Raw genomic sequence first — 24996 nt, forward strand, 5'->3', positions numbered from 1 at the left:
GACCACACCGATGGCCGAGCGCCGAACCGACCGCATCATCCTGAGCCGCGCGAGCCGGGGCCGGCGGAGTCTGTCGCCGGCTCAACGCCGCTCGTACCTCTGGACCCTCGCCGGCGGTCTCGTCGGGTCCACCGTTCTCCTCTGGATCATGGTGCAGTTGGGGCAGGCGTCCGATCCGAAAAGCAAGGCGACGCTCACGCCGGCGCGGCCATCCGAGCGATCCGCATCCCACGCCGCGCCGTCCTCACCCGTGGCGGAGTCCGAGATGGACGAGCAGTCCCTGGCGCCGCCGGCGCCGGCGCTCCAGGGACCGGCGCTGGATACGCCGCGGGAGATTCTCGACATGTTGGATCTCCGCAAACGCGATCTGGACCGGCGCGAGGAGGCGATACGCCAACAGGAGGAACGGCTCATGATGGTCAAGGCGGAGATCGAGCAGCTCCTCACGAAAAACGAGGCGCTCGAACAGCGCCTTCAGCAAGCCCGCGCCAAGCAGGACCAGCAGGCCGCGGACGCGAAGGCGGAGCACACCAAGGCGCAACTCGAGCGCGAGCGCCGGGCTCAGGCGCACAAGAACGAGTACCAGGCTCAGCTGGCCAAGATGTACGAAACCATGGCGCCGGAAGAAGCCGCCGCGCGTCTGGAGCGCATGCCCGATCGGAAGGCCGTCGAAATTCTCCGGCTGGTCAAGGGCAAGACCGCCGGGGCCATCCTCGCCCAAATCAAAGTCGACCGCGCCGCCAAGCTGACGGAGCAACTGCTCACCCTAGCGCCGTAATCCAGCCCGACGAAGTCTCCGGAAGCCCTTGCTGCCCTGCCATCATTACAATAGTGTAAGGAATCTATTGTTTGGTAAGGAGCTTCTATGCCGACTTCCACCATCACCAGCAAAGGACAGACCACCATCCCAAAGGAGATTCGTGGGCAAACTCGACGGCTTCGAGCTGTTATGAATGCCGCCCGTGACACGCCCATCATCGGCCCGAAGGCGTCTACGCATAAGTGGGCGTTGCCCGGCGCCGCGTGCCGTCGCCATGAGAAAGCCTTCTCTATTCTAGATGGCCCGCGCGTCCCCGTTGAAGGCCTTGCTCCGGTACTCGATCGTCAAGCGGCTGTGGTGGTTGCCGGTGAGCTCGACGGTGATGTCGCCGGTCAGTGTCGCCCAGGTCGCGGAATAGCGGAGATGGCCGATCTGTACTGCGACGCCCCAATAGTCCGGAAGCGTCTGATACAGATCATTGTTCCAGATCGTCTGGTCGGCATGAGGCGCTCCATAGGTTTCCGTGAGCGCCGCTTTCACCGCGGCATAGTACTCGATGAATTCGTTCAATCCGTTCACCGGCCGCTGCAGCACGACGTACTGGCCGCGCACCAGCGCGCCCTCGCGAAAGTCGTAGCCCTCCACGACGCGATGGTCCAACAGCGTCCCGCCATAGATCAACGCGCCGCCGTCGTCCCGTTCGAGTTCCCGCGTCACCAGGCCCCTGATCGCCTCTTGATCGGCTCCCCACTGCGCGTCGAGAATTCCTAAAAAATCACCGACGTGCCGGGCGACTTCCGCCTGCGCGACGGCGGGATCGACGTCGTCGAAGGGAATTTCAAATGTGAGAGCCGGCGTCTCGGCACGGGCCACGCAGTGGAACGGCAGGATGGTGAACAGGAAACAGAGCAGGCGGCCGATGGATGTCATGGGGCGCCACCATAATAGGAGCGCCGGCGGAGGTCTATCCTACGAAGGATGGGAGGAAGCCATGTCTGTCTGGTCTATCTGGTCGGTCTCGTCTATCTCGTTGACCGGATAGCCGAATAGACCAGACAGACGAAATAGACCAGATAGACCGTCATGTTCTCTTTTTCGTCCTCGCCGTCGGCTGTGCCGTGAGAGGGTCCTCCGGCCAGTGGTGTTTGGGATAGCGGCCGCGGAGCTCCTTGCGGACCTCCTGGTAGGCGTTGGCCCAGAAGCTGGCGAGATCTTTGGTGACCTGCACCGGCCGTTTGGCCGGGGAGAGCAGATGCACCATCACGGGAACCCGTCCGTCCGCCACCCGCGGCGTCTCCTTGCAGCCGAACATCTCTTGTAAGCGCACCGCCAGCACCGGCAGGTCCGGTTGCTCGTACTCGATGCGCAGCCTGGAGCCGCTCGGCACCGTCAGGTGCGTGGGGGCCAAGCGGTCCAGCTTGCGCTGCTGGTCCCAGGTGAGCAGCGCGTGCAGCGGCGGCGCCAGATCCAGCCGCTTCACCCGTTCGAGCGTAGTGAAGCCGGTCACAAAGGGGCCGAGCCATTCATCCAGCCTCCGCAGCAACGCCTCGTCCGACACGTCGGGCCAATCAGAATCGGGTCCGTCGAACCTTCTCAGAAAGGCGATCCGTGCCTGCCACTGCCGAAGCTCGGGAGTCCAGGCGAGCACGTCAAGTCCCGTCTCACGGATGCCTTGCAGCAAAGCGCCGGCCGTCGATGTGTCATCCGGTTTGGAGAGGGCCTCTTCGGACAGGATCAAAGCCCGGAGGCGGCGCCGCCGCGAGGCGCGAACGGCGCAGGCCTTCTCGTCCCAAGAGACCGACTCTTCCTGAGTGATGCGGTTTCCGTAGAGCGATTCGATCTCGCCGCGCGAAATGGGCGCCGCCAGATTGATTCTGGCCCACTGGGCGCCTCCATCCAGATCGGCGACGACGAGATAAGGTTCGGCGGCCAGTGGATCGGGTGCGGCGAAGAGCGCGCCTCGTCCGTTCGTCAAGAGATAGCGGCCGCCGTCGCCGGCCTGTCGCTGCGCAATGCGATCGGGATAGGCCAGCGCCAGGAGGATCCCGGCTGCATGGTCCGGGTCCGGCGTCTCTCGCTTGCTTCCGCCGGCCTGCCGGACAAGATGGCGCCGCCAAAGGTCCGCCGTCCGCTTGACGCGCTGGAGAGCACTGCGATCCACCGCGCCGCCGGCTGCGGCGTCGTGCCGTCCATGCACCACGTCGAGCCTCAGCCGGAGATCGGCATGCCGCGAGGCGGTGTGGCCCCGCAAGAGATCCCGCTCGCTCAACAGCGCGGCCAGGTCGCAGGCCAATTCGGTCAGCCCGAGCGGGATCGCCGCAATCAGCATGTGGGCCAGGCGGGGATGCACCGGCAAGCCGGCCATGCGCCAGCCGTGCTCCGTGAGGCGGCCGTCCGCGGACAAGGCGCCGAGCTCGGTCAGGAGCTCCTTCGCCTGCGCCACCGAGCCGGTCGGAGGCGGGGTGACCCAGGATAATTGCGCCGGATCGTTCGTGCCCCACTGCGCCAGGTCGAGGATGAGCGGGGCCAGGTCGGCTTCCAGGATCTCGGGCGGGCGGCGCGGCGCGAGTGCGGCCTGTTCCCGTTCAGTCCAGAGACGATAGCAGATGCCCGGCCCGGTTCGCCCCGCTCGGCCGCGGCGTTGCTCGGCGGAATCCTGCGTGACCCGGATCGTCTCCAGCCGCGTCAGGCCCGAACGGGGATCGAACCGCGGCACGCGCAGCCGCCCCGCATCGATCACGACGCGGACGCCGTCGATCGTCAGACTGGTCTCGGCGATCGACGTCGCCAGCACGACTTTCCTCGTGCCGGCCGGCGCCGGCTCGATCGCCGCATCCTGCGCCGCCTGCGGCAAGTCGCCGTGCAAGGGGGCGATTCGGACGGTCGGGCCGAGACCGGCATCGAGCAGCTTCCGTTCGACCCCGCGGATGTCCGCCATGCCGGGCAAGAAAACCAGGAGGCTGCCCTGGTCCTGCGCCAGCGCGCGGCGAACGATCTGCGTCACGGCTGCATCCAGATGGCCGGCCGGCGGCTGTTCCAGATAGCGCGTCTCCACCGGAAAGAGCCGGCCTTCGCAGACAATCACCGGCGCGTGACCCATCAGCGCCGCGATCGGGCCGCCATCCAATGTGGCGGACATGACGAGCAGCCTGAGATCCGGGCGGAAGAGCCGCTGCGTTTCCAGGCAGAGGGCCAGACCCGCATCGGCCTGCAGGCTCCGTTCATGGAATTCATCGAATAGCACGATCGCGTACCGGCTCAATGCCGGATCGTCTTGCAGCAGCCTCGTCAACACACCTTCCGTCACGACTTCGATTGCGGTCTCCGGCCCGACCTTGCTGTCGAGCCGCATGCGATAGCCGACCGTCCGCCCGACCGGTTCCTTCAGCGAGGCCGCCATCCGGTGCGCGGCGGCGCGCGCGGCGAGCCGCCGGGGCTCCAGCATCACGATCGTTTTGCCCTGCCGCCATGGCGCGTCGAGCAGAGCCAGCGGCACGCGCGTGGTTTTGCCCGCGCCGGGCGGCGCGGTGAGCAGCACATTCGGCCCCCCCGTGAGGGCTTGGCCGAGGGCCGGCAGAACGTCTTCAATCGGCAGACGCGACATGGTAGGGTGGCGGAACTGTAACAGAGTCGGCGGGGAGAAAGGAAAGGCACGGCTACGATGTCAGCTTATCGATGGACGACCGCGAGTCCGACGCAAGCCGGTTGGTATTGGTTCCGTGGACAGGCTCACGAAGCGGATCCGTTTATCGTGCTGGTGGATGAGGCGGGACAGTTTCAATGGCCGGACGGCGGATTTCAGGAGGTGAGCTTGGCGAAAGGCGAGTGGGCGGGGCCGATCGAAGAACCGGAAGAATAAGACGTGGGTCCTGTCACCGAGCCGGGAGTCCAGCCGGCTTCGTACCCCGCCCGGTGTGGGGCCCCGCTGCAGGCGGCTGGACTCCCGGCTCAGTGCCACCCGCGCAGAGGAAATTCGATCGGACAGGGAGAGGAGGAGACTACAAGCGAGCTTGGACGGATTATCCATACTTCGCCAATCACCAAATCACTCAATCACCAAATTCTTTACCGTCGCAGTCCGCCTTTCAGCGGTTGCACGGAGGTCGTGATGCCTTGGGGGGTGACGAAGGCTTCGACCTTGTCGCCGGCTTTGATCCCGGGCTCCACGTCGGCCTGTTTGCCGAGGTTCAGGACGATTTCCTTCCCTTCCTTGTCTTTGACCACGACGCGGTCTTGATCGATTCGCAGCACCTCGCCTTCGATCGTGCCTTTCCGTTCCGGCTTACGTTCTTCCACGGCACCGAAGGCAGGGACGGCCGCGATGACGGCCAGCAACAACATCAGAGTGATCCAGAGATCGCGCAGCATAGAACTCCTCCTCGATAGGGCCTGGCACGGAAAGAAGCAAATCGAGGGCCAGTCATGTCCGTCATAACAGCGGGATAATCGGCCGGCCGTCCGTTTGTCCCGCGAGACAGACTGTCATGGCCCCCGGAAAACCTGTCCCGCTTGACGGCCTTCACCGATCCCGATCATAGTGAGACTATTTTCCGAAGGAGGACGACCGATGGGGCGTTTGGGTGGAGATCCGATTCAGCGGTTGATGAGTTTGATGTTCAAGGCGCACCCCTGGCACGGGGTCTCGATGGGGGACAAGGCGCCGGACATTGTGACGGCCTACATCGAAATCGTGCCGACCGACACGGTGAAATATGAAGTGGACAAGGAGAGCGGCTTCCTCAAGGTGGATCGCCCGCAGCGCTTCTCCAATTACTGTCCGGTGTACTATGGGCTGGTCCCCCAGACCTATTGCGGGGAGAAGGTCGCCGGATTGTTCGGCAAGCGGGCGAAGCGGAAGGGCATGGTGGGGGACGGCGATCCGCTGGACATCTGCGTGCTGACCGAAAAGACGATTCCGCACAGCGACATCCTCTTGACGGCCATTCCGATCGGCGGCTTCAGTTTGGCGGACGGCGGGGAAGCCGACGACAAGATCATCGCGGTGATGAAGAGCGACGCCGCTTACGGCGAGTACAAGGACATCGCCGACGTGCCGATCACGCTGATCGACCGCCTGCAGCATTATTTTCTGACGTACAAGCAGGCGCCCGGGACCGTGGAGCACAAGGTCGAAATCACCAGCGTCTACGGCCGCGACGAAGCGTTGAAAGTGATCCGCGCGAGCCACGCCGATTACCGGGCGAAGTTTCCCGAACTGGAATCGCTCTGGCCGGCGGGCATGGCGGAGCGATGACCATGCGGCCTCGGGACGGGAACACGCCGCGGTCCGGCGCGGCCGCGGTCGGTGAGCCGGCCGCGCGGGACCTGCTCCGCGACCTGCTCGCGCGCGAGTCGGATTTCCGGAAATTTCTGCGCCGCCGCGTCGGCGACGACGCCGTCGCCGACGATCTGCTCCAGCAGAGTTTCATGCGGGCCGTCCAGCAGGCGCATCGGATCGAGCAGCCCGACCAGAGCGTCGCCTGGTTTTATCGCATCCTGCGCAACGCGGTGATCGACTATTATCGCGCCCATGCGGCCGAGAACAAGAAGATCGAGGCGTTCACGCAGGAGCTCCAGACGTCGGGCGACGATCAGACCCCGGCCCTGGACGAGCTGCGTCCCACCGTGTGCGCCTGCTTACAGCGCCTGTTGCCGGCGCTCCGGCCCGCCTATGCGGATGTGCTGCGGCGGGTCGATCTCCAAGGCGAGGAGCCGGCCGCCGTGGCGCAGGATGTGGGCGTGACCGTGAACAATCTCACCGTCCGCCTGCACCGTGCACGCCAAGCTCTCCGCAAGAGTTTGGAACAGGCCTGCGGCCTCTGTACCAAGCACGGTTGCCTGAACTGTACGTGCGAATAGCCTCGCCGCAGTTCTTCTGCGACACTGGCGGCTCCCACCCTACTTGACGTGTCCGATTCAATTGAGCGACACTGACTCGCCTATGATGCGGAGAGCTCCCACCCACTGTCTTTCGCTGCTCTTGTTCTTCATGTTGTGTCAGGTGATCGGGACTATGTGCGCTTTGCCTGATCTCTCGATCGCGACAGAGGCTGTGACGTTGGTGGAGGACAGCATGGTCTGTCCGATGGATGGCACGATCATGTGTCCGCCGTCGCTGACCTCCTCTCCGGAACGCCAGATGAAAAGCGGCGAGGCTGTCGATCTTGATCGCACGCCGATCGTGGCGGGCCTCCCAGTGATCCATGGCGCTCCTTCCGTTCCATCGGCGTGGTCCTGGAGCAGCGCCTTTTCCATTGTCCCCATCTCCATAGCCTCCTCCTCGGTCCTTCGGATCTGATTCCCATCTCCAGTGCTTCACTCGCCGCTTGGCCGCGCCGGTCAAGCGGGCGTTGATGCGTTTGTTCAACGCGGACTGGAGGTGTCGCATGGACGACTCACGCGTTTGGAATGGCAGCGGTTGCATTGCCGGTTGTCTTCTTTCCATGACCATGTTCTTCCCGGGGTTCTTGTGGGCGGCGGAGACCGGCAATCCGCTGTCTGCAGACGGAACGACACATGGCAGCCACACAGAGCCACGCATCGGTCTTGGCGGTTTGATCGACGAGCTGGAAGCCGCCAACCCGGAGATCAAAGCCGCGCGGCAGCGGTGGGAGGCAGCCAAGGCGGTGGTGCCTCAAGTCCAGACATTACCCGATCCCAAGCTGCAGCTCGGCTATCAGCGGATGCCCATGGTGCCTCCCGTTGTGGAAGGCGCCATGTACGGATTCGGGCAAGACATTCCATTTCCCGGAAAACTCAGGCTCCGAGGCGAGGTGGCGGAACGCGACGCCGAACGGCTTGAGCAGGAGTATCAGGCGACCCGCCTCAGGCTGATCGCGGCCTTAAAAGAGGCCTACTACAGCCTGCATTTCGTCCACAAAAGCATCGAAATCGTCGGCAGCAACAAAGCGTTGCTGATGCAGTTCGAGAAGACGGCCAAGGCGCGGTACAGCGTGGGCCAAGCGGCGCAGCAGGATGTGTTCCGGGCGCAGGTGGAAATCTCGCGCGTCCTCGATCGGCTGGCGGTCTTGGATCAACAGATGGAAAGTCTCCATGCCGCCATCAATCGGCTCCTGAATCGCCCCCCCGCCGGACCGCTCGGCACTCCGGAAGAAATCCACACTACCATCCTCACGGTTCCATTACACGAGTTGAATCGCCGAGCGGACGAATTGTCCCCCGCCTTGCGGGCCTCGGCGAAGGGCATTGATCGGTCGGAGCGATCCGTTTCGCTCGCCAAACGCCAGTACTTTCCCGATTTCGATGTCCAAGCACTCGGACTCCGGAACGATCGGATCAACGACAACGGCTACCAAGTCATCGTGGGCATCAAGATTCCCCTCTTTTATGAATCGAAGCAGAAACAAGGCGTGCGGGAAGCATTGGCGGGGCTCGAAGGAGCCCGGGAGGACTTCACCGCCACCAGGCAGGATCTCTTGTTTCAGGTGAAGGACGGGTTCGTCCAAGCCCAGCGAGCCGAGCGGCTGATCACCATCTTGCGTGACGCCATCATTCCGCAGGCCACGTTGGCGCTCCAAGCGGCCCAGGCCGGATACGCGGTGGGGAAAGTGGACTTTCTCACGCTGCTGAACAGCCTTCTGACGCTGCAGGACAGCCAGCTGGAACTCCATGGGGAAATGGTCAGTCACGAGCGGGCACTGGCCAGGCTCGAAGCGTTGACCGGCGGATCGTTGAACGCTCCGCTCCCGCAGAGGACATCCAGATGAAGCATCGGCGAGTGGTCATCGTCGGACTGGTAGGCTTCATCGCCATTGCGGCCCTAGGGGCCGCGCTGTTCCGGTCCATATTGTTCCCGCCGGGAGATTCGCGATCGGGAACCATGCAGGACATGCCCGGCATGGACCGACCGCGCGATGAGTCTGGCTCACCGAAGGCGTCCGAAGCCATGCCGGATATGGAGGGCATGCAGCAGCAGGCGGAGAACGCGAAGGCGACTGAATCGGGAATGGTGGTGGTTCCGCAAGAGCGGCTGCAGACGATCGGCGTGCGCTATGAGCCGGTGACAGTCCGTCCCCTTGAAAAAGTCGTCCGGACGGTCGGGCGCGTGACGCCGGATGAGCGCCGCCTGGCCAAAGTCACCATCAAATTCCACGGCTGGATCGAACGGCTCTTCGTCAGCGCGACCGGGGATCACGTGAAGAAGGGGCAGGAGCTGTTCACCATTTATAGCCCGGACTTGGTGGCGACACAGGAGGAATATCTGCTGGCGCTTCAGGGCAGAAGGCAGCTCGGAGAAAGCGAGTTCCCGGAGGTGGCCCGCAGTTCGCACGAATTGCTCAAGGCGACGCGGCATCGCTTACATCTCTGGGACATCACGGACGACCACATCCGGGATTTGGAGCGGACGAAGCAGGTCACCAAGACCTTGCCGATCCATTCACCCATTACCGGCACGGTGATTCGCAAGGAAGTGCTGCAAGGCACCCATGTGGAGCCGGGCGAAGAGTTGTATACCATCGCGGACCTGTCGCACATCTGGGTCCTGGCCGACATCTACGAGTACGAGCTGCCGTTTGTGAAGGTCGGCCAGCAGGCGGCCGTCACCCTGTCCTACGATCCCGGCACGGTCTTCACCGGCCGCGTGGGGTTCATCTATCCCACGTTGGACCCGAAAACCCGCACGGCGAAAGTGCGGTTCGAGCTGGACAACCCGGACGACAAACTGAAACCCGACATGTACGCCAACGTGGAATTGCGGGTCGATGTGGGCGCCCGCCTGGCGATTCCACAGGAAGCCATCATCGAGTCAGGACACAAGCAGATCGTGTTTCTCCATCACGGCGGCGGGCGGCTCGAGCCGCGCTTGATCAAGACCGGCGTCCGAACCGGCGAATGGACCGAAGTGCTGGAAGGCCTCAAGGAAGGCGACCACATCGTCACCTCGGCCAATTTCTTGATCGACAGCGAAAGCCGCCTGAAGTCGGCCGTCGACAGCATGGGCGGGATGGGCATGAAATAGAACGGACGTTTGTCTTGTTTGTTTGGTTCATCCGGTTTGTCTGGTTGAACCAAACAAACAAGACAAACCAAACAAACCAAAAACAAGACCATGGTTGCACGCATCATCGAGTTCAGCGCGAGGAACCGTTTCATCGTGTTCCTGCTCGTCTTCGCTTTTTCGGCCGTCGGGCTCTGGGCGATGTGGCAGACGCCGATCGACGCGCTGCCGGATATCTCCGATACGCAGGTCATCGTGTACACGACCTGGCCCGGCCGCTCGCCCGATCTGATCGAAGACCAGATCACCTATCCGATTGTCACCGCCCTCCTGTCCGCCCCCAAAGTGACCGTCGTCCGCGGCTTCTCGGACTTCGGCTACTCGTATGTCTATGTCCTGTTCAAAGACGGGACCGACATCTATTGGGCTCGGAGCCGCGTGCTGGAATACATGAATCAGTTGGCCGGCCGGCTGCCGGACGGCGTCACCCCCCAGCTCGGTCCCGACGCGACGGGAGTCGGCTGGGTGTACCAATACGCGCTCGTCGATGAATCGGGACAACAAGACCTGGCGTCGTTGCGCAGCTTTCAGGACTGGTACCTCCGCTACTGGCTGCGCGCGGTGGAAGGGGTGGCGGAAGTGGCGAGCGTCGGCGGCTTCGTCCGCCAGTACCAGGTCAACCTCGATCCCACGAAGGTCCTCGCCTACCGCCTGTCCATTCCCTCGATCGTGGAGACGATCAGACAGAGCAACAACGACGTCGGCGGCCGCGTCGTGGAGTTTTCCGGGATCGAATACGTCGTCCGCGGGCGGGGCTACATCAAGAAGACGGAGGACATCGAGAAGATCGCCGTAAGCGTAAACGAGAACGGTACGCCGATTTTGTTGCGCGACGTGGCGACCGTGCGGCTCGGACCGGACATGCGGCGAGGTCTCGTGGACCTGGACGGCAAGGGCGAAGTGGTGGGCGGCATCGTCGTCATGCGGTTCGGCGAGAACGCGGTGACCGTGATCGAGAGGGTGAAGGCCAAGCTCAAGGACCTCGAACCTTCCATGCCGAAGGGCGTGAAGGTGGTCGGGGTGTATGATCGCAACGACCTGATCCGCGAATCGATCGCCACGGCGAACGAAAGCCTGCTGGAGGAACTGCTGGTCACGGCGCTCCTGATCGTCGCGTTTCTGCTGCATGTGCGTTCCGCCGTCGTGCCGATCCTGACGCTGCCGATCGCGGTCCTGATCGCCTTCATTCCGATGTACCTGATGCAGATCGGCATCAACATCATGTCGCTCGGCGGGATCATCGTCGCGATCGGCGACATGGTCGATGCCGCCATCGTCATGGTGGACAACGCCCACAAGCGCTTGGAAGAGTGGGAGCGCGACGGGCGCCGAGGCGAGCGGCTGCAAGTCCTCATCGATTCGGCGAAGGAAGTCGGGCCGGCGATTTTTGCCTCGGTGCTGGTCATCGCGATTTCGTTCATCCCGGTCTTCGCCCTGGAAGCCCAGGAAGGGCGGATGTTCAAGCCGCTGGCTTGGACCAACAATCTCGCCATCGCCATGTGCGCCGTGCTCGCGATCACGTTGGTGCCGGCCTCGCTGCCGACGTTCATCCGGGGACGGATTGTCCCAGAGCGGCGCCACCCGGTGAGCCGGGGCTTGCAAGGCATGTATGCGCCGCTCTTGCGTTGGACGCTGGAGCACCGGGGCACCGTGGTCCTGCTGGCCGCGGGGCTCCTGCTCAGCATCGTGCCGGTCTATCAGCGTATGGGCTCCGAATTCATGCCGCCGCTCTACGAAGGGACCATGCTGTACATGCCTACGACGCTGCCGGGATTGTCCGTCACCGAGGCGGGCCGGCTGCTCCAGATCATGGATCGCAAGCTGCGAGCATTTCCGGAAGTGGAGCATGTCTTCGGGAAGGCCGGCCGGGCGGAAACCTCCACCGACCCGGCGCCGTTCAGCATGATGGAAGTGATCGTGGAGCTGAAACCGAAGGACCAGTGGCGCCCCGGCCTGAGCTATGAAGGCCTGGTCGACGAGATGGACCGGGCGCTGCAATTTCCCGGCGTGACCAACGCATGGACCATGCCGATCCGAAACCGGATCGATATGCTCACCACCGGGATCCGCACGCCGGTGGGCATCAAGATCTTCGGCCCGGACCTCAAGCAGATAGAGCGACTCGGCGAGCACCTGGAGATGGTCCTCAAAGACGTCCCCGGTACACGGAGCGTGTATGCCGAGCGAGTCTCCGGCGGGTACTACCTGGATTTTGACATCAACCGAGACGAGATCGCCCGCTATGGCCTCACGCTGATGGACGTGGGCCGGACCATCGAAACCGCCATCGGCGGCGAAAACATCGCGGCCACCATCGAAGGACGGGAGCGGTATCCGATCAATGTGCGCTATCTCCGAGAGCTACGGGACGATCCGCAAAAACTCCAAAGGGTCTTGGTTCAAACGCCGACCGGCGCACAGGTGCCGCTGGCGCAACTCGCCACGTTGCGGTTTGTCAGCGGCCCTCCGATGATCCGGGATGAGAACGGCATGCTGGCCGGCTACGTCTTCCTGGACATGGCCGGTCGCGACGTGGGGAGCTACGTGGACGATCTCAAGCAGGCAGCGGCGGCGAAGGTGCAACTGCCGCCCGGCTATACGATCGTCTGGTCGGGGCAATATGAGTTCATGGAGCGGGCGAAAGAGCGACTGAAGCTCGTGGTGCCGCTGACGCTCATCATCATCTTCGTCGCCTTCTACTTCACGTTCCGTTCAGTCGCCGAGACCTTCATGGTGATGGTCGGCGTGCCGCTCTCGCTGGTGGGCGCCGTCTGGTATCTGTCGGTGCTCGGATACAACATGAGCATCGCCGTGTGGGTCGGGATGATCACCGTGGTGGGGACGGCGGCGGAAACGAGCGCCGTGATGTTGGCCTATCTGGACGAAGCCTGCGCGCGGCGCAAAGCGGCGGGCCGGCTCAAGACGGTGCAAGACGTCATAGATACGGTCCACATGGGCGCCGTGGAACGCATCAGGCCGATGGCGATGATCGGGTTCGTGGACGTGATCGGCCTGTTTCCGGTCATGTGGGCCACGGGTACCGGCGCCGACGTGATGAAGCGCATCGCCGCCCCGCAGGTCGGCGGGGTCTTCTCCGCCATGATCCTGACGCTGTTCGTCATCCCGCCCGTCTACGTGATGTGGCGGTGGTGGAAAGAACGGACGTCAGGAGGCGGAGGTGACGGAAATGGAAGTGACGGGATTCGCTAGTTTTGAGGCGGCAAGCGACGAGATCTTGGTTTGTCGCTCAAGCGTTCGTAGACTTCGAACTTCGTTTCCATCTTGACAAGGCGATGGTCAAGATCCCTGAGCATGCGGGTGAGCTCATGGATGTCGTCCGAGAGGGTCGTGACTCGCTCTTCCAGCGTGATGATCTTGCGCAGCGCGGCGAGCGCGTCTCCGGCCCAACTCATCGCTTTCGGCTCACCAGGCTGCGCTTCAGGCTGTTAACCGCCGCGTGGGCTTCGTCGAGCTTGCTGATCATGCGCGTCAACGCTTTGTCGGCTTCCCCGGCCAGGAGACCGAGCTGTAGTTCGCCCTCGTCGTCACGTTCCAAATGGCGATCCAATGCCGTCCGAATTTCATCGGACACCGTGGCTTGGCGTTGCTTGGCACGGCGCGAGAGGGCTTTCTTCTGCGAGGGCGTGAGATAAATCGATGTCATGACTTTGGCTGCCATATCTTCTCCTTGATCGAGACACACGTATATCACACATATGTTGCGCCATCAACCAGCATGAGTCTTGCTCGATGGGCCGTCTGGAGACGACACTTCTCGATAGCTTGCTGGGCTTGGAAGCACGCGGTGTCATAAGGGATGAGGCGATATACTAAGGGCCTGACATCACCGGTTACGAGGATGAAGCCAGCGCCGCAGGCCGCACGAGTTCCGCCATCAAACGGTTGAACTTGTCCGGTTCTTCGGCCGGCGGTTCATGACCGGATTCTTCGAACCAGATGATTCTGATTCAGACAATGTCCAATGGTCCATTGGCGTCGCGCCTCCGAGCCGCCATGGAAACGGCCTTGAATGCAAAGGGGGTCAGAAAGCCAGAGATCGAGATAGAGCGAATCGAAAACACCCAAAAAACCGTGATCGGAAAACGCCAATTGATCGTGGCCATGAGACGATGAAATCGATCATGTAGTCGCCACGCGAGATAGGCAGCTGCGAAGAAGGGAAGGCATACTTGAAAATAGTATGTTGAGGGTGGCGCATGATCAGTGCCAAGGATCCAGTCTGCGGCATGACGGTCTTCAGGGAACAGGCAATGACCGCCGCCTATGAAGGCCGGACCTGGTATTTCTGTTCGGAGCTCTGCCGGCGATCCTTCCTGGCCGATCCCGAGCGATACCTGGGAGCACGTGAGCCGTCGGAAATTGTCAGCCCCTCCGCCCGGCGCATCGCCTACTTTACGATGGAGGCGGCGCTTGATCCTGCGATGCCGACGTACAGCGGAGGCTTGGGAGTCCTGGCCGGCGACACGTTGCGATCCTGCGCCGATCTTAAAATTCCCGTTGTGGGAGTGAGCTTGCTCTATTGGAAGGGCTACTTCGAGCAGAAGCTCGACGAATGGGGCAACCAACAGGAGCATCCGGTCACCTGGGAACCCGGAGGTCCGCTTCGTCTTCTGCCGGTCACGGTGTCTCTGACCATAGAAGGACGGACCGTCGTCGTCCAAGCCTGGCAGTACGAGCCCGTGGGTGTCACAGGCGGCAGGCTTCCGGTGCTTTTGTTGGATACCAATCGGCCCGAGAATGCCCCGGAAGACAGAGAGCTGACCTTTTGGCTCTACGGAGGTGACGAGCGCTACAGACTCGCGCAGGAAATCGTCCTCGGCATCGGAGGCGTCCGGATGCTCCAAGCCCTTGGGTACACCGAGATAGACCGGTTTCACATGAATGAAGGCCACGCCGCCTTATTGACGCTTCAATTGCTACGGGATGCGACGCCGGTCGGTTCGACGGAGTGGGACTTCGCTGCGGTGAGGCGGCGCTGCGTCTTTACGACCCATACCCCGGTGCCGGCCGGCCACGATCAATTTGCCTATGATCTCGTCCGTTGCGTCATGGGAGACCTGCTCCCGCTGGAGGTCCTGCAGATGCTGGGTGGGAGGGACCGGCTCAACATGACGTTGCTTGGCTTCAACATGAGCACCCATATCAACGGCGTCGCCAAGCGACATGGCGAAGTTTCTCAAGAGATGTTTCCCGGATATGCCATCGATTCCATCACGAACGGCATCCATTCGGTCGCCTGGACCTCCGAGCCGTTTCGGCAGCTCTATGATCGCGCGATTCCGGGGTGGCGAACCGATCCCTTCTCTCTTCGCTATGCGATCAGTCTGTCAAACCAGGACATCTGGGACGCTCACGTGCAGGCCAAGACGCGGTTGCTCGATGAGGTGAGGCGGCGCACGCAACGACAGTTGAATCTTGACGCCTTCACGATCGGCTTCGCCCGACGGGCGACATTGTACAAACGGGCGGATCTGCTTCTGTCGGCTCCCCATGAATTGATCGAGACGGTCAAGCAGGTGGGAGCTCTGCAGATCCTTTTCGCCGGTAAGGCCCATCCCAAGGATGAGCCCGGCAAGGAGATGATCCGGCGTGTCGTGCAAGCAGCCAAGCAGCTGGAACGGGATGTCACGATCCTCTACCTCGACAACTACGAACTGCTGCTCGCTCGACTGATGACCGCCGGCGTGGATCTGTGGCTCAACACCCCGCAACGGCCGTTGGAAGCCTCCGGCACGTCCGGCATGAAGGCGGCGCACAACGGCGTGCCAAGTCTGAGCGTCTTGGACGGGTGGTGGCTGGAAGGCCACATCGAAGGCGTGACGGGCTGGTCGATCGGCTCACGAACCATGGCCCAGAAGCCCGATCAGCCGGAGGAGGCGCGAGAGCTGTATCAGAAGCTGCGCTGGACGATCATGCCGATGTACTACCGGTCGCGGGATCATTGGATCGATGTCATGCGGCAGACGATCGCGCTCAACGCCTCCTTCTTCAACACTCACCGCATGGTGCAGCAGTACGCGGCCAATGCGTATGTGTGACACGTCTTCCGGCGGAGCACGACCCGGCTGCCCAGAGTAAGAGCTTCTGCATGACGCGCTCCCTGGAGCGCCAGTTCGGCTCGAACCTCGACCGCGGCCTGACTCAGACGGAGGCCGAGCGTCGGCTTGCCTCGGCCCGGTCCGAACGAGCAGCCTGAGGCGCCGCAGCCTGCGCCTCTCACGATGTTTCTGACGCAATTCTCCGGCTTGATCATCTGGGTCCTGCTCGGCGCCGCGGTGGTGTCCGGTTTGTTGCAGGAATGGATCGACGCGGCGGCGATCGTGGCAATCATGATCCCGAACGCGTTGCTGTGTACTATGGCCGTCCGATCCCTGCGGCTTGGAGTGCGGCCGCATCAATCGGACCTCTACGGCAGCAGTCCAGCAGCCTGTCATCGACCGCCACCGCCGGGACGGCGGTCATGCCATAGCGGGCCGCTTTGTCCCGGCATTCGTTGGTCGCACAGCCTTCCCGAAGATCGTACACCTGCACTTCGCAAGTGGGGCAGGCGAGAGATTTCACGAGACTGACGGTCGTGGCACAGAGTGGACAACCGGACGTAAACACTTCAACGCGTCGCTTGTGAGTCGTCATTGTGCCTCCTCCTGTGTTCTTCCAAGTTGTGGATGATGGGACATCTCGCTTCCAGCGTGCCGCTCTCGCATGAACGGATCAACGTCCGGAGCGAGCGGCCGAGGGCCTGTAGTTGGCGCACTTTTCGGTTCACCTCGGCGAGCTTTTCACGCGCCTTTCGCTGCACCGCACCGCGCGGTGCCGAGGCATTCACGCGGAGATTCAGCAACTCCCTGATCTCGCGCAGGGTGAAGCCCAACGCCTGCGCGTTTTTGATGAAGTGCAGGCGCCGGATTTCGTCTCGGCTATAGAGTCGATAGCCGGACGGTCGGCGAGCAATCGGCTTGAGAAGGTGAAGTCGCTCATAGTAACGAACCGTTTGCACGGTGATGCCGGTCGCTCCGGCCACTTGCCCGATTGTCAGCTCCGAGCTCATCGCAGTGCCTCGTTACATACGCTACACCCTGTACCACGGTACAAAGTCAAGAGGGGAATCAGGCGGCATGGCGGTCCTGAGTCTCACGCTATGGACGTTGCAGCGTGTCACTCGGAATACTGGCGTGCCTCTTTTCGATGCTTTGACATCGAGGAGTAAGGTGTTCTCTCAAGTTCTCCCCAGCTACGTATCAAAGTCGGGCTTCCGGCGGGGTGGGACAACCAGGAGCTTTAACTCCTCGGGCAGTTTTTTGCCACTCGATAGCCTGCCGCTTCCGCTTCCGCTGCGCTGTTGAACTTCACTCGGTTCTTTGCAGCCACCTGGCTGTAATTGGGACAGTCTGGACGGTGATAGATATGGCTGTGGCGGTTCCCAATGATCGGGAGCGTCAGAGTATTCGGTTGGTCTGTGGGCGGACTGCGCTCCGCCGATGAGCCAAGGCTGGGAGGACGTCTGTCGAGCAGGGCGAAATCGGAAGGATCAAGCGGTTGACCACGCCGGAGCTTGCGAAAGACCCAGGGCGGGATAGGGTCGGCGTCTCTCCACAGTTCCTTTTTGGAGGCTCTTGCCTCATTCTCCAGTGTTGCGAGTTCTTCATTGTCTGGCGCGTACCTTCGGAACCACCAAGCCAGCCCTGCCTTGACCAACTGGTGGTTGAGGAGACGCCCGTCAGGAAGGATCACATCGGCAATCGTTCGCCCGAACGCATCCGAGCCATGAGCCTGCACCGTCACCGTTTTGTGGTAGGCGAGCTTGGTGGTGAATTCCTTGGCCCGGCGCCCATAGGCTTGCCCTTCCTCCGGACAGTCGATTCCGTAGAGCCGAACATCTTCATTTAGGCCGTTATGACGGACGATGAGATCATCACCGTCGATCACGCTGATCACTCGGGCGGTGAACTCCTCGGCAGCTGCGGTTGGGGATAGCGGAAGGATGAGGAGCCATGAGACGACGAAACGAGGCAACAGCAGGACCATAACACACCCCAAAGAACGCCCGGCTGGAACCGGGGTCTGGAGGGACTATCGCCGGAAGGCGATGACGTTATGCAAGGTTAGGCGATGGCTTTCAATGTTCCCAGCGGCTACATCAAGGTCGGGTATCCGGCGGCATGCGGGCGAGAACGCATCGCGCACCCGGTCAGCCAAGTCGACAGCGTCGGCGGCCGCAGGCTGTGCCTATCTTTCATAGAGGAGCTTGCCTTCGGCCAGCGCGGTAGAGATGAAGGCATTGGGAACAGCCTTCCACTCCTCGACTTCTTGGGGAGTCCATACGACGACATCCTTGGCAGGAAACACTCCGCAAAGCACCCGCCGATATCGCCCCGAACGCCGATAGCGCGGCAGGTCGGACTCTTCGATGATCAGCAGGTCCAAATCGCTGTCAGGACGGGCAGTACCCTTCGCATGGGAGCCGAACAGGACGATTTTGGTGGGTGAACCAACGGTAAGAATGCGATGGACCACTTCTTCCAGGAGTTGGTCCGTGACCGGGGGGAATGTGAGAGCACCCGCCATCCGCCGAGATCTCCGGTAAGTCGACGGCCGTCATGATAGCGAATGCCGCCGAGCTTTTCCACAGATACAGAGAGCAGTCGGCCTCTCTGCGCTGAGGAGTAACCCGTGCTGGATGAGACGGATGCCTGCGATGGCGAAAACAGTTTATGCGGCAGTGGGTGCTTCGAAATACGCAGGATGGTCTTCTTGAAAGGAACCAGAAAAGACTCGCGGTACATTTCCGATTCTCCCTAATGCTTCGGTTCACCGGCGGGCCGTCCGACGTCTTCTCTCGCGATCCCTTTGAACGCTGTGATCCGCTTCGTACTCCTTGCTCTTAGGGGCGACGAAGACAATGCGCAGTTCACGCTGTTTGTCGCCCTCACCAGCACGCAAGATCAGATTGCCGCCCTTCTCGAATCGAAGGTCATTAAGTCTCTTTCTGAACTCTTCCATTCTGTTTGCTTGTCCACGAAATAGAGTCCTAATCGACTTCTCATATGTCCGGTCGAGGGCATCAATTACCGCTTCGCAATGTACATCAAGCGCCTCGTCTAGTTTGACGGCGCGGTTCCGATCACCACGATTTTCCGTCAGCGTACAAGTGAACCCCGCCAAGTCGATGCGGACTGGAACAAATGCCTGCTTGGAGTTCGACCCTGGTGCCAAAAAGTCCAAACTATGCGAGGCGAGCTGGTGTCGTAGCGTCCTTATTTCAAGCCCATGAAAGATACCCTTGATGTCTCGCGGATTTGGACAATTCATCAGAAGGTATAGTTTCAGTACAGCCTGCTGCTGAATATATGCTGCGTTTAATACTCCATAGAGGCGAAGGTATTGTTCACCAATGTCTTCGTAGCGCGATGGACCATCGAGGCCGAACCGAAGGAAATTTGCAATGGCCAACGAGGCGTCACCGATGACGTCCATTGCTACGCAGACAAAGCTCCAGTCCGTCTCGGAGTTCAACTGCAGCGCTTTATTAAGGATGTTCCTTGTTCCGCCGAACGCATGAATTCACGAGATCTCGAAAAGCATCGGCGTACGATTGAAGAATCTCGATTTGCTTCTTCATTTAACCTCTGCCGCATAACACTTCGGCTAATCGTCGCGGCGTAGTCGCGCTTGTGTTGGGCCGCTTGTTAGGCACTAATCGCATAGTAGGAGACTACTGCCTCGGCCCCTCTTCCTCACCCCGAATCTAGTCATGATCGGGAACGCATAGTCGCATCGTCAGAGGGCTACCCTTTGATAACCGCTTCTCACGAAGCTTGATCATCTCAACGAAGTAAAATAAGACAGCGCGTGTTAGTTGGAGTGTCTCGATTAACTGGTTCTCAAAAGCTCCACGCTCATAATGATCGATGTGCCGACATTCACGACTCGACTTTGCGCCGAAGTCATGCAGCACGGCGAAGCGGTGTGTGGATGTGTTGCGGATTGACCGCTTGTTCTGTAGGAATCCGCCCTCGGGGAGGTCGTAAGAGACTTCGGTCAAGGCAATCAGTGCGGTGTTCCCTAAGGCGATCTCACGGTGTATCTCAGGTTGCCAGGTCAGCGGTTCATCCCTCTTTGGCTTCACGAACCATCTCGTCTGAAAGTCGATTGACTTTGGGTCACCCGGAAGACCGAGATATTCGCTTGCCGCAACAGCAGTCTTGTCGAGCACATCCATACAGGACCGCTGGGACAGGGTAAGAACTGAAGACCGAATGCCGTAGGTTGCGTAGTCTAAGGTGTCGGAGTATTTCCCGCTGTCGGTAAGTTCCTCTTCCAGCGCCAGATACGCTAGAAACCGCGCCGTTAGGTAGTCAGCTTTAAGTACATTGAACATCGCGAAGATTGGCGGAACACCGTGCTCGGTGTTAATGGTCTCGGTAATGGTTTCGATGTGCAGCGAGTCCCAACGCTGCATCGCCAGGTCGAGGCCTTCAATGGTTGGTGTCAGGGCCAAGCGATGCTTCGCCACAAACCGCTGGTAGTTAGTAGCTGAAGATAAGTTTGGCAAAGCTCCGCTTTCAGTTCTCGTCTCTATCAACTCGGACAACTGTTTGTATGCCTGCTCTCCTGCCAGCTCTCGAATCCTCTCACGGTTCTCTCGCGCAGTTCTCAAGTGCCGCGCAGCAACTCCAAGCAGGACATCTCGGTTTCCCGTGCCTTCGTTTGCAAATCGGAGAAGAATTTTCGCGGCACCAGTGAGCGCAACCCCGTTAGTTGGGTCGCTCTCAAGCGCACTCAGATAGCAGTCGTACGCCTCGACAGAGCGGTATGCTTTTATAAGCGCGTTACCAAGATTGGTGAGTGCCTGAGAGGCGATGAATGAGCCAGCCTCTCCTTCTTCTGCAAATCGGTATAGGCGTCTGGCTTTGCGTCGCAGATCAGCCGTGTCGCAATACCAGGCCGGACCCGAATAGGAGCGGAGATCAGCCTTTCCCGTAAGTCCGTTAGCCAGAGAGTATTGGAGGTCACCACGGTTGGGGTCGCTATCCAGAAGGCGCTGAAGTAAGTTCACACCCTCGTCCACTGCTCGGACGTCATTTGCCGCGATTCCTCCGTCTATCAGGATCCCCACCCTTAGCGCATTGAGATCGCGTCCGTTTAACACATCATCAGGAGTGAGCGCACGTGCAGCTTCAATGGCCAACCGCGGATCTTGGTCGATGAGCGCGTTTAGTGTAGCGTGGCATTCGCGGAACCGCCGTTCGACGTCCTTGGTATCCACGACCTTGTTCATCTTTTGGTGATCCATTACGCGTCCAACGCCGGCCCCCAGCTGCCGTTACAAATGGGACTGAGGGAAGAGGAGACGCTGGAGGCGGGCACCAACAAGGCATTTAGCCGCTTCTTGTTGCCTTCTGCAGCCGGTAGGGCGGCTATCCTACGCAAGTCGCCTTGTCTCGATTGGATGAAAGTAGAGGTGAATAGCATCGAAGCCATGGGCCACAGGAACCAGACTCCCATCGCGCCAGCGAACCATGCCGGAAGTCCGCGTAGCATCCACCACAAGCAGCAATTCCACTCGTGCGATCGCCTTGCGGTAGTTGGATAGCTTTGACGCCTTTTCATCGATAACCGGCCCGATGTCGTTGGTCGCCAACCATCCACGCCAGCCCACGGAGTTGTTGATGCAGACCCAGCGACGATACTGGCCGACCTCTGGCGGCAGCGAGGTCAAGTGGAACGGATAGTCGCGCACAGTGAACTGGCGTCTATTCCACGGATCGGCAGGGCGCGCAGCTCTGAGGCGATCGGCCAATGCGCCCGTGTTCGCATCGAAGCGGTCGGGGATCTGCGCCTTGACGAGAAGCGGCAACCCGTGTCGTGAATAGTAATCTGACGCCAGCCGCCTCAGGTACTGCATACGCCGGGACTCGGCGGCCTTTGACGGTGAACCAGCCGGGCCCTGATTGCGGAAGACCTGGGCAACCTCGATGCCAAACTGCACCTTTCCGTCCGAAATGAGGAAGTCGGGAGACTCGCGCTCCTCAACGATTACGTAGCTCGGGCCCAGGCGCTGCAGAAAGGCCCCCACAAAGATGCGCTCCTGAACTTTGGACGCCATGAGATCGCGCCAAAACTATGAAGTGAGCAGCCAAGACACTGAGCCTTCTAGCGGCCTATCTTGTGTAGTTCCTCAACCTGAAATGCATAAATCGCCTGGATTCTCCTTGAAATAGCAGAGAGTGTCAACGTGGTCATATACAGAGAAGCCTGCACCACTCACGCAGCCTGGCTCTCCCGAGCCGGTCTGCAGGGCTGTCCATCCCATGTCCGCCTCACTGCCAACAAGCCCATGGTCTGGGCGCTTGCGCATGTACGATCAGGTGTCACGAGGGGAGGAGTGATCATGGATAAGGCAAAGCGGAAGCGGCTTGAAGCGCGTGGGTGGCGAATCGGGATGGCAAGCGAGTTCTTGGGGCTGAATCCGGAAGAAGCCGCGCTGGTCGAGATGAAGGTGCGCCTGAGCCAGGCTTTGCGGGCGCGTCGCGAAGCTCGCGGCCTTTCGCAGGTCGCCCTTGCGAAGCGGCTGAGGTCGAGTCAGTCGCGTGTGGCGAAGATGGAGGCGGCGGATCAGACCGTCTCGATCGATTTGCTCCTACGAGGGTTGGTGATGCTCGGCGCGACGCCACGAGATATCGGGAAGGTCCTGGGGCGCAACTCCGGGGTGGCTGCGTGATCAGTCTGGACGGCGGTAGATATGGCTGCGGCGGTTTGGATCGCCAGCATCCGAGTCATACACGCTGCGCGTGCAATTTTTCTGTTGCGAGGTCCGCACGGCGCTGTCACTTCAGCAGCCTCCCGATGACCGCGTTCCTCACGCGTTCTTGGATAGGCGGTCTCGATCAGGGACGCGACAGGCGCGCGGCACGAAGCTCCTCGACATGCAACTCAGCCCAATTGTGCAGAGCGCGCAGGGGATCAATGAGTGTCTGTCCTAACGTCGTCAACGAATACTCCACCTTGGGCGGAACCGTGGGATAGACCGTTCGCTCGACAAGCCCGTCGCGTTCCAAACTCCTCAGCGTCTGTGTCAGCATCTTCTGAGAGATTCCCTGGAGCTGCCGCTGCAACTCCCGGTGTCGCTTGGGGCCGTTCGCCAATCCGCAGATAATCAAGGCCGTCCACTTATTGGCAATACGCCCAAGCACTTCTTGCGTCGAAGTGAGGGGACTCTGTGATCGTCCTCGAGGCACCGGAAAGTACCTATAGCACAGAGCGGTGCCCTCTTCCAAACCGCCCGCTGAGTGTTATCACTGTGCACGTCATCCACGAGAAAGGGGACGCTATGGCGTTCACGATCGATGTATTCTCCGACCTCATTTGCCCATGGTGCTACATCGGGAAACGGCGGCTTTCTCAGGCGCTCGCGCAACTCGGTCCCGACATGGAGACCGAGGTGCATTGGCGGCCGTTCCAATTGAACCCGGCCATGCCTCGCGAAGGCATGGATCGCCAGGCCTACCGGACGGCGAAGTTCGGCAGTTGGGCGCGCTCGCAAGCACTCGACGCACAAGTGGCGCGCGCCGGCGTCGAAGTGGGGATCCAATTCGACTTTGATCGAATGGCACGCACCCCGAACACGTCGTTGGCTCATCGTCTGGTGGTGCTCGGCCGGCAGGAAAAGGTGGAAGACGCCGTTGTCGAACGCCTCTTTCGCGCCTATTTCACCGAAGGATACGACATCGGCAACGCGGATGTTCTCGTGGCCATGGCCGTGAAGAGCGGAATCGACGGCGAAACCGCGCGGCGGTATCTGGATAGCGACGAAGCAGTGCGCGAGCTGCAGGCGGAAGAGGCCCGAGCGCGCAACCTCGGCATCACGGGTGTGCCGTTTTTTGTGCTCAACGACGTGCATGCGATGTCGGGAGCGCAGCCTGCCGAGGTTTTGGCCGCGGGCATTCGGAAAGTCTTGGAGAGGGGGGCGAGCAGTGCTCGCTGAGGCACATGCCGACGAAACACAAACGCGCCACAGTGATTGGAGGCTCCTTGGCCGGCCTCTTCGCGGGTGCGCTGCTCCACCGTGGCGGCTGGGAGGTGCAGGTCTATGAGCGCTCTCCGCGAGAGCTCGAAAGCCGCGGCGGCGGCATCGTCCTGCAGCCCGAGGTAGTGGAGGTCTTTCGGCGACTCGAACTGGACCCGGATGGCCCGGCGGGTGTCTGGGCCAGGGAGCGCATCTTCCTGGATCGAGCCGGACGAATCGCGCAGCGGATGACCGTGCTGCAAAAGCAGACGTCCTGGAACGCGATCTATCGCGCTCTGCGCACCGTGTTCCCATAGACCGGTATCACCAGGGAGCCACGTTCCGTACGCTCCGGCAAACGCCTGATCACGTGCGGGCCACCATCGACGGCGTCGGCGAGGTGGAGAGCGAGCTGCTGATCAGCGCCGACGGGGGCGGCTCGGCGGTCCGCGGGGTTGTGCTGCCGGACATACGCGCTCAGTATGCCGGGTATGTGGCGTTTCGTGGCCTTGTGCCTGAAGAGCAGCTGCCTCGAGCAGCGGCCGACCTTCTTCGCGACCGGTTCACCTTCTTCGAGTACCCGCGCTCGCACATGCTCGTGTACCTGGTGGCGCGCGAGGATTTATCCGTGGCGCCCGGGTCGCGCCGCTACAACTGGGTCTGGTATCGCAATGCCGACGAGGAGACCGAGCTTGAGCCAATGCTCACTGATCGCACCGGACTACGCCGTGAAAGCGGGGTCGCGCCGGGCATGCTGGCGCCTGAAGTCGAGCGAGTGCTACGCGAAGCCGCTCGTGAGCAGCTCCCATGGCCCATGCGCATGCTGATAGAGGCAACACGGGAGCCGTTTGTGCAGGCGATCGTGGATCTGGAAGTGCCGCGCATGGTGCATGGACGCGTGGCGCTCCTCGGGGATGCCGCATTCGTGCCGCGTCCACATACAGCCGCGAGTACGTCGAAGGCGGCCGCAAACGTGCTGGCGTTGGTCGAGGCCCTCGAAGCAGAGCCGGATGTGACCCATGCGCTGCGGAAGTGGGAGCCGGGCCAACTGCAACTCGGACGCTACTTGCGCCGCTGGGGCCAGATGCTCGGGGACCGCTCCCAGTTTCCGGATCGCGGGGAAACAGTCCAGTGGTGAGGAGAAGGGACCTGAATGTCTCGACGAGGCGCTCGACTCTGTCGAGAAAGGAG

Annotated in this window: 26 protein-coding genes and 1 pseudogene; 13 read left to right on the forward strand and 14 right to left on the reverse strand. The window is 61.3% G+C overall.

The window, feature by feature from the left end:
- Nucleotides 1–10 precede the first annotated feature (10 nt).
- The gene (locus NITMOv2_RS08845; RefSeq protein WP_053379523.1) at nt 11–778 is read left to right on the forward strand and encodes a MotE family protein; all 768 of its coding nucleotides are present in this window, start codon (nt 11–13) and stop codon (nt 776–778) included.
- Between the two features lie 276 nt (nt 779–1054).
- Here the strand turns inward: NITMOv2_RS08845 and NITMOv2_RS08850 are convergent, their stop codons facing one another.
- Entirely contained in the window at nt 1055–1690 is a 636-nt protein-coding gene (locus NITMOv2_RS08850; protein WP_053379524.1) for a hypothetical protein, read from the reverse strand.
- 151 nt (nt 1691–1841) lie between these two features.
- On the reverse strand, nt 1842–4364 hold the full coding sequence (hrpB, locus tag NITMOv2_RS08855; RefSeq protein WP_053379525.1) for an ATP-dependent helicase HrpB: 2523 nt from the start codon (nt 4362–4364) through the stop codon (nt 1842–1844).
- A gap of 57 nt (nt 4365–4421) precedes the next feature.
- Here hrpB and NITMOv2_RS08860 point away from each other — a divergent pair, with 57 nt between their 5' ends.
- Nucleotides 4422–4619 carry a hypothetical protein gene (locus NITMOv2_RS08860; protein WP_053379526.1) on the forward strand — a complete coding sequence of 66 codons (198 nt, stop codon included), beginning with the start codon at nt 4422–4424 and terminating at the stop codon, nt 4617–4619.
- Between the two features lie 206 nt (nt 4620–4825).
- Here the strand turns inward: NITMOv2_RS08860 and NITMOv2_RS08865 are convergent, their stop codons facing one another.
- The gene (locus tag NITMOv2_RS08865) at nt 4826–5128 is read right to left on the reverse strand and encodes a hypothetical protein (RefSeq protein ID WP_053379527.1); all 303 of its coding nucleotides are present in this window, start codon (nt 5126–5128) and stop codon (nt 4826–4828) included.
- Nucleotides 5129–5327: 199 nt separating this feature from the next.
- Between NITMOv2_RS08865 and NITMOv2_RS08870 the strand changes: the two genes are divergently transcribed.
- Both NITMOv2_RS08870 and NITMOv2_RS08875 read left to right on the forward strand, forming a co-directional pair.
- Nucleotides 5328–6014: an inorganic pyrophosphatase gene (locus tag NITMOv2_RS08870; protein WP_053379528.1), complete on the forward strand. Its 687-nt coding sequence runs from the start codon at nt 5328–5330 to the stop codon at nt 6012–6014.
- Nucleotides 6011–6619 (forward strand): RNA polymerase sigma factor, encoded by a 609-nt coding sequence (locus NITMOv2_RS08875; protein WP_083447882.1) that lies wholly within the window; start codon nt 6011–6013, stop codon nt 6617–6619. The genes NITMOv2_RS08870 and NITMOv2_RS08875 overlap by 4 nt, the downstream gene beginning before the upstream one ends.
- 138 nt (nt 6620–6757) lie before the next feature.
- Here the strand turns inward: NITMOv2_RS08875 and NITMOv2_RS08880 are convergent, their stop codons facing one another.
- The gene (locus NITMOv2_RS08880) at nt 6758–7015 is read right to left on the reverse strand and encodes a hypothetical protein (RefSeq protein ID WP_145976243.1); all 258 of its coding nucleotides are present in this window, start codon (nt 7013–7015) and stop codon (nt 6758–6760) included.
- A gap of 188 nt (nt 7016–7203) precedes the next feature.
- Here NITMOv2_RS08880 and NITMOv2_RS08885 point away from each other — a divergent pair, with 188 nt between their 5' ends.
- From NITMOv2_RS08885 to NITMOv2_RS08895, 3 genes are all read left to right on the forward strand, one after another.
- Nucleotides 7204–8487, forward strand: a complete 1284-nt coding sequence (locus NITMOv2_RS08885; protein ID WP_187299414.1) for a TolC family protein — start codon at nt 7204–7206, stop codon at nt 8485–8487.
- Nucleotides 8484–9740, forward strand: coding sequence for an efflux RND transporter periplasmic adaptor subunit (locus NITMOv2_RS08890; protein WP_202967336.1), 1257 nt, complete (start codon nt 8484–8486; stop codon nt 9738–9740). The genes NITMOv2_RS08885 and NITMOv2_RS08890 overlap by 4 nt, the downstream gene beginning before the upstream one ends.
- 90 nt (nt 9741–9830) lie before the next feature.
- Nucleotides 9831–12989 carry an efflux RND transporter permease subunit gene (locus NITMOv2_RS08895; RefSeq protein ID WP_053379530.1) on the forward strand — a complete coding sequence of 1053 codons (3159 nt, stop codon included), beginning with the start codon at nt 9831–9833 and terminating at the stop codon, nt 12987–12989.
- Here the strand turns inward: NITMOv2_RS08895 and NITMOv2_RS08900 are convergent.
- Together NITMOv2_RS08900 and NITMOv2_RS08905 are read right to left on the reverse strand one after the other, a co-directional pair.
- Nucleotides 12986–13192: a hypothetical protein gene (locus NITMOv2_RS08900; RefSeq protein ID WP_053379531.1), complete on the reverse strand. Its 207-nt coding sequence runs from the start codon at nt 13190–13192 to the stop codon at nt 12986–12988. The two genes, NITMOv2_RS08895 and NITMOv2_RS08900, sit on opposite strands and share 4 nt — an antisense overlap.
- Nucleotides 13189–13458, reverse strand: coding sequence for a hypothetical protein (locus NITMOv2_RS08905; RefSeq protein WP_053379532.1), 270 nt, complete (start codon nt 13456–13458; stop codon nt 13189–13191). Before NITMOv2_RS08905 ends, NITMOv2_RS08900 begins: the two co-directional genes overlap by 4 nt.
- A 538-nt stretch (nt 13459–13996) precedes the next feature.
- On the opposite strand from NITMOv2_RS08905, the gene glgP reads away from it, so the two are divergent.
- Nucleotides 13997–15838, forward strand: coding sequence for an alpha-glucan family phosphorylase (gene glgP / locus NITMOv2_RS08910; protein WP_053379533.1), 1842 nt, complete (start codon nt 13997–13999; stop codon nt 15836–15838).
- Between the two features lie 126 nt (nt 15839–15964).
- A pseudogene (locus NITMOv2_RS25005) lies at nt 15965–16072 on the forward strand (cation-transporting P-type ATPase); the annotation flags it as partial.
- Between the two features lie 82 nt (nt 16073–16154).
- On the opposite strand, the gene NITMOv2_RS24435 reads toward NITMOv2_RS25005, so the two are convergent.
- From NITMOv2_RS24435 to NITMOv2_RS08945, 7 genes are all read right to left on the reverse strand, one after another.
- Nucleotides 16155–16433, reverse strand: a complete 279-nt coding sequence (locus NITMOv2_RS24435; protein WP_083447884.1) for a thioredoxin domain-containing protein — start codon at nt 16431–16433, stop codon at nt 16155–16157.
- Nucleotides 16408–16848, reverse strand: coding sequence for a heavy metal-responsive transcriptional regulator (locus NITMOv2_RS08920; RefSeq protein WP_053379535.1), 441 nt, complete (start codon nt 16846–16848; stop codon nt 16408–16410). Before NITMOv2_RS08920 ends, NITMOv2_RS24435 begins: the two co-directional genes overlap by 26 nt.
- A 230-nt stretch (nt 16849–17078) precedes the next feature.
- Nucleotides 17079–17825, reverse strand: a complete 747-nt coding sequence (locus NITMOv2_RS08925; RefSeq protein ID WP_053379536.1) for a thermonuclease family protein — start codon at nt 17823–17825, stop codon at nt 17079–17081.
- A gap of 201 nt (nt 17826–18026) precedes the next feature.
- Nucleotides 18027–18365, reverse strand: coding sequence for a nucleotidyltransferase domain-containing protein (locus tag NITMOv2_RS08930; RefSeq protein WP_053379537.1), 339 nt, complete (start codon nt 18363–18365; stop codon nt 18027–18029).
- A gap of 243 nt (nt 18366–18608) precedes the next feature.
- Nucleotides 18609–19274: a hypothetical protein gene (locus NITMOv2_RS08935; protein ID WP_053379538.1), complete on the reverse strand. Its 666-nt coding sequence runs from the start codon at nt 19272–19274 to the stop codon at nt 18609–18611.
- Between the two features lie 271 nt (nt 19275–19545).
- Nucleotides 19546–21078: an LA2681 family HEPN domain-containing protein gene (locus NITMOv2_RS08940; protein ID WP_145976245.1), complete on the reverse strand. Its 1533-nt coding sequence runs from the start codon at nt 21076–21078 to the stop codon at nt 19546–19548.
- 144 nt (nt 21079–21222) lie between these two features.
- On the reverse strand, nt 21223–21906 hold the full coding sequence (locus NITMOv2_RS08945) for a hypothetical protein (protein WP_053379540.1): 684 nt from the start codon (nt 21904–21906) through the stop codon (nt 21223–21225).
- A 285-nt stretch (nt 21907–22191) separates the two neighbouring features.
- On the opposite strand from NITMOv2_RS08945, the gene NITMOv2_RS08950 reads away from it, so the two are divergent.
- Entirely contained in the window at nt 22192–22521 is a 330-nt protein-coding gene (locus NITMOv2_RS08950) for a helix-turn-helix transcriptional regulator (protein WP_053379541.1), read from the forward strand.
- Between the two features lie 166 nt (nt 22522–22687).
- Here NITMOv2_RS08950 and NITMOv2_RS24655 read toward each other — a convergent pair whose 3' ends face one another.
- Nucleotides 22688–23038 (reverse strand): winged helix-turn-helix transcriptional regulator, encoded by a 351-nt coding sequence (locus NITMOv2_RS24655; protein ID WP_053382036.1) that lies wholly within the window; start codon nt 23036–23038, stop codon nt 22688–22690.
- A gap of 92 nt (nt 23039–23130) precedes the next feature.
- On the opposite strand from NITMOv2_RS24655, the gene NITMOv2_RS08960 reads away from it, so the two are divergent.
- From NITMOv2_RS08960 to NITMOv2_RS08965, 3 genes are read left to right on the forward strand one after another with little or no spacing between them, the layout of a single operon-like run.
- Nucleotides 23131–23784: a DsbA family oxidoreductase gene (locus tag NITMOv2_RS08960; protein WP_053379542.1), complete on the forward strand. Its 654-nt coding sequence runs from the start codon at nt 23131–23133 to the stop codon at nt 23782–23784.
- A gap of 5 nt (nt 23785–23789) precedes the next feature.
- Entirely contained in the window at nt 23790–24122 is a 333-nt protein-coding gene (locus NITMOv2_RS24225; RefSeq protein ID WP_202967338.1) for a Rossmann-fold NAD(P)-binding domain-containing protein, read from the forward strand.
- A gap of 53 nt (nt 24123–24175) precedes the next feature.
- The gene (locus NITMOv2_RS08965; RefSeq protein WP_202967339.1) at nt 24176–24943 is read left to right on the forward strand and encodes an FAD binding domain-containing protein; all 768 of its coding nucleotides are present in this window, start codon (nt 24176–24178) and stop codon (nt 24941–24943) included.
- Nucleotides 24944–24996: the final 53 nt, after the last annotated feature.

The sequence above is a fragment of the Nitrospira moscoviensis genome (assembly GCF_001273775.1).
Classification (GTDB): Bacteria; Nitrospirota; Nitrospiria; order Nitrospirales; family Nitrospiraceae; genus Nitrospira_D; species Nitrospira_D moscoviensis.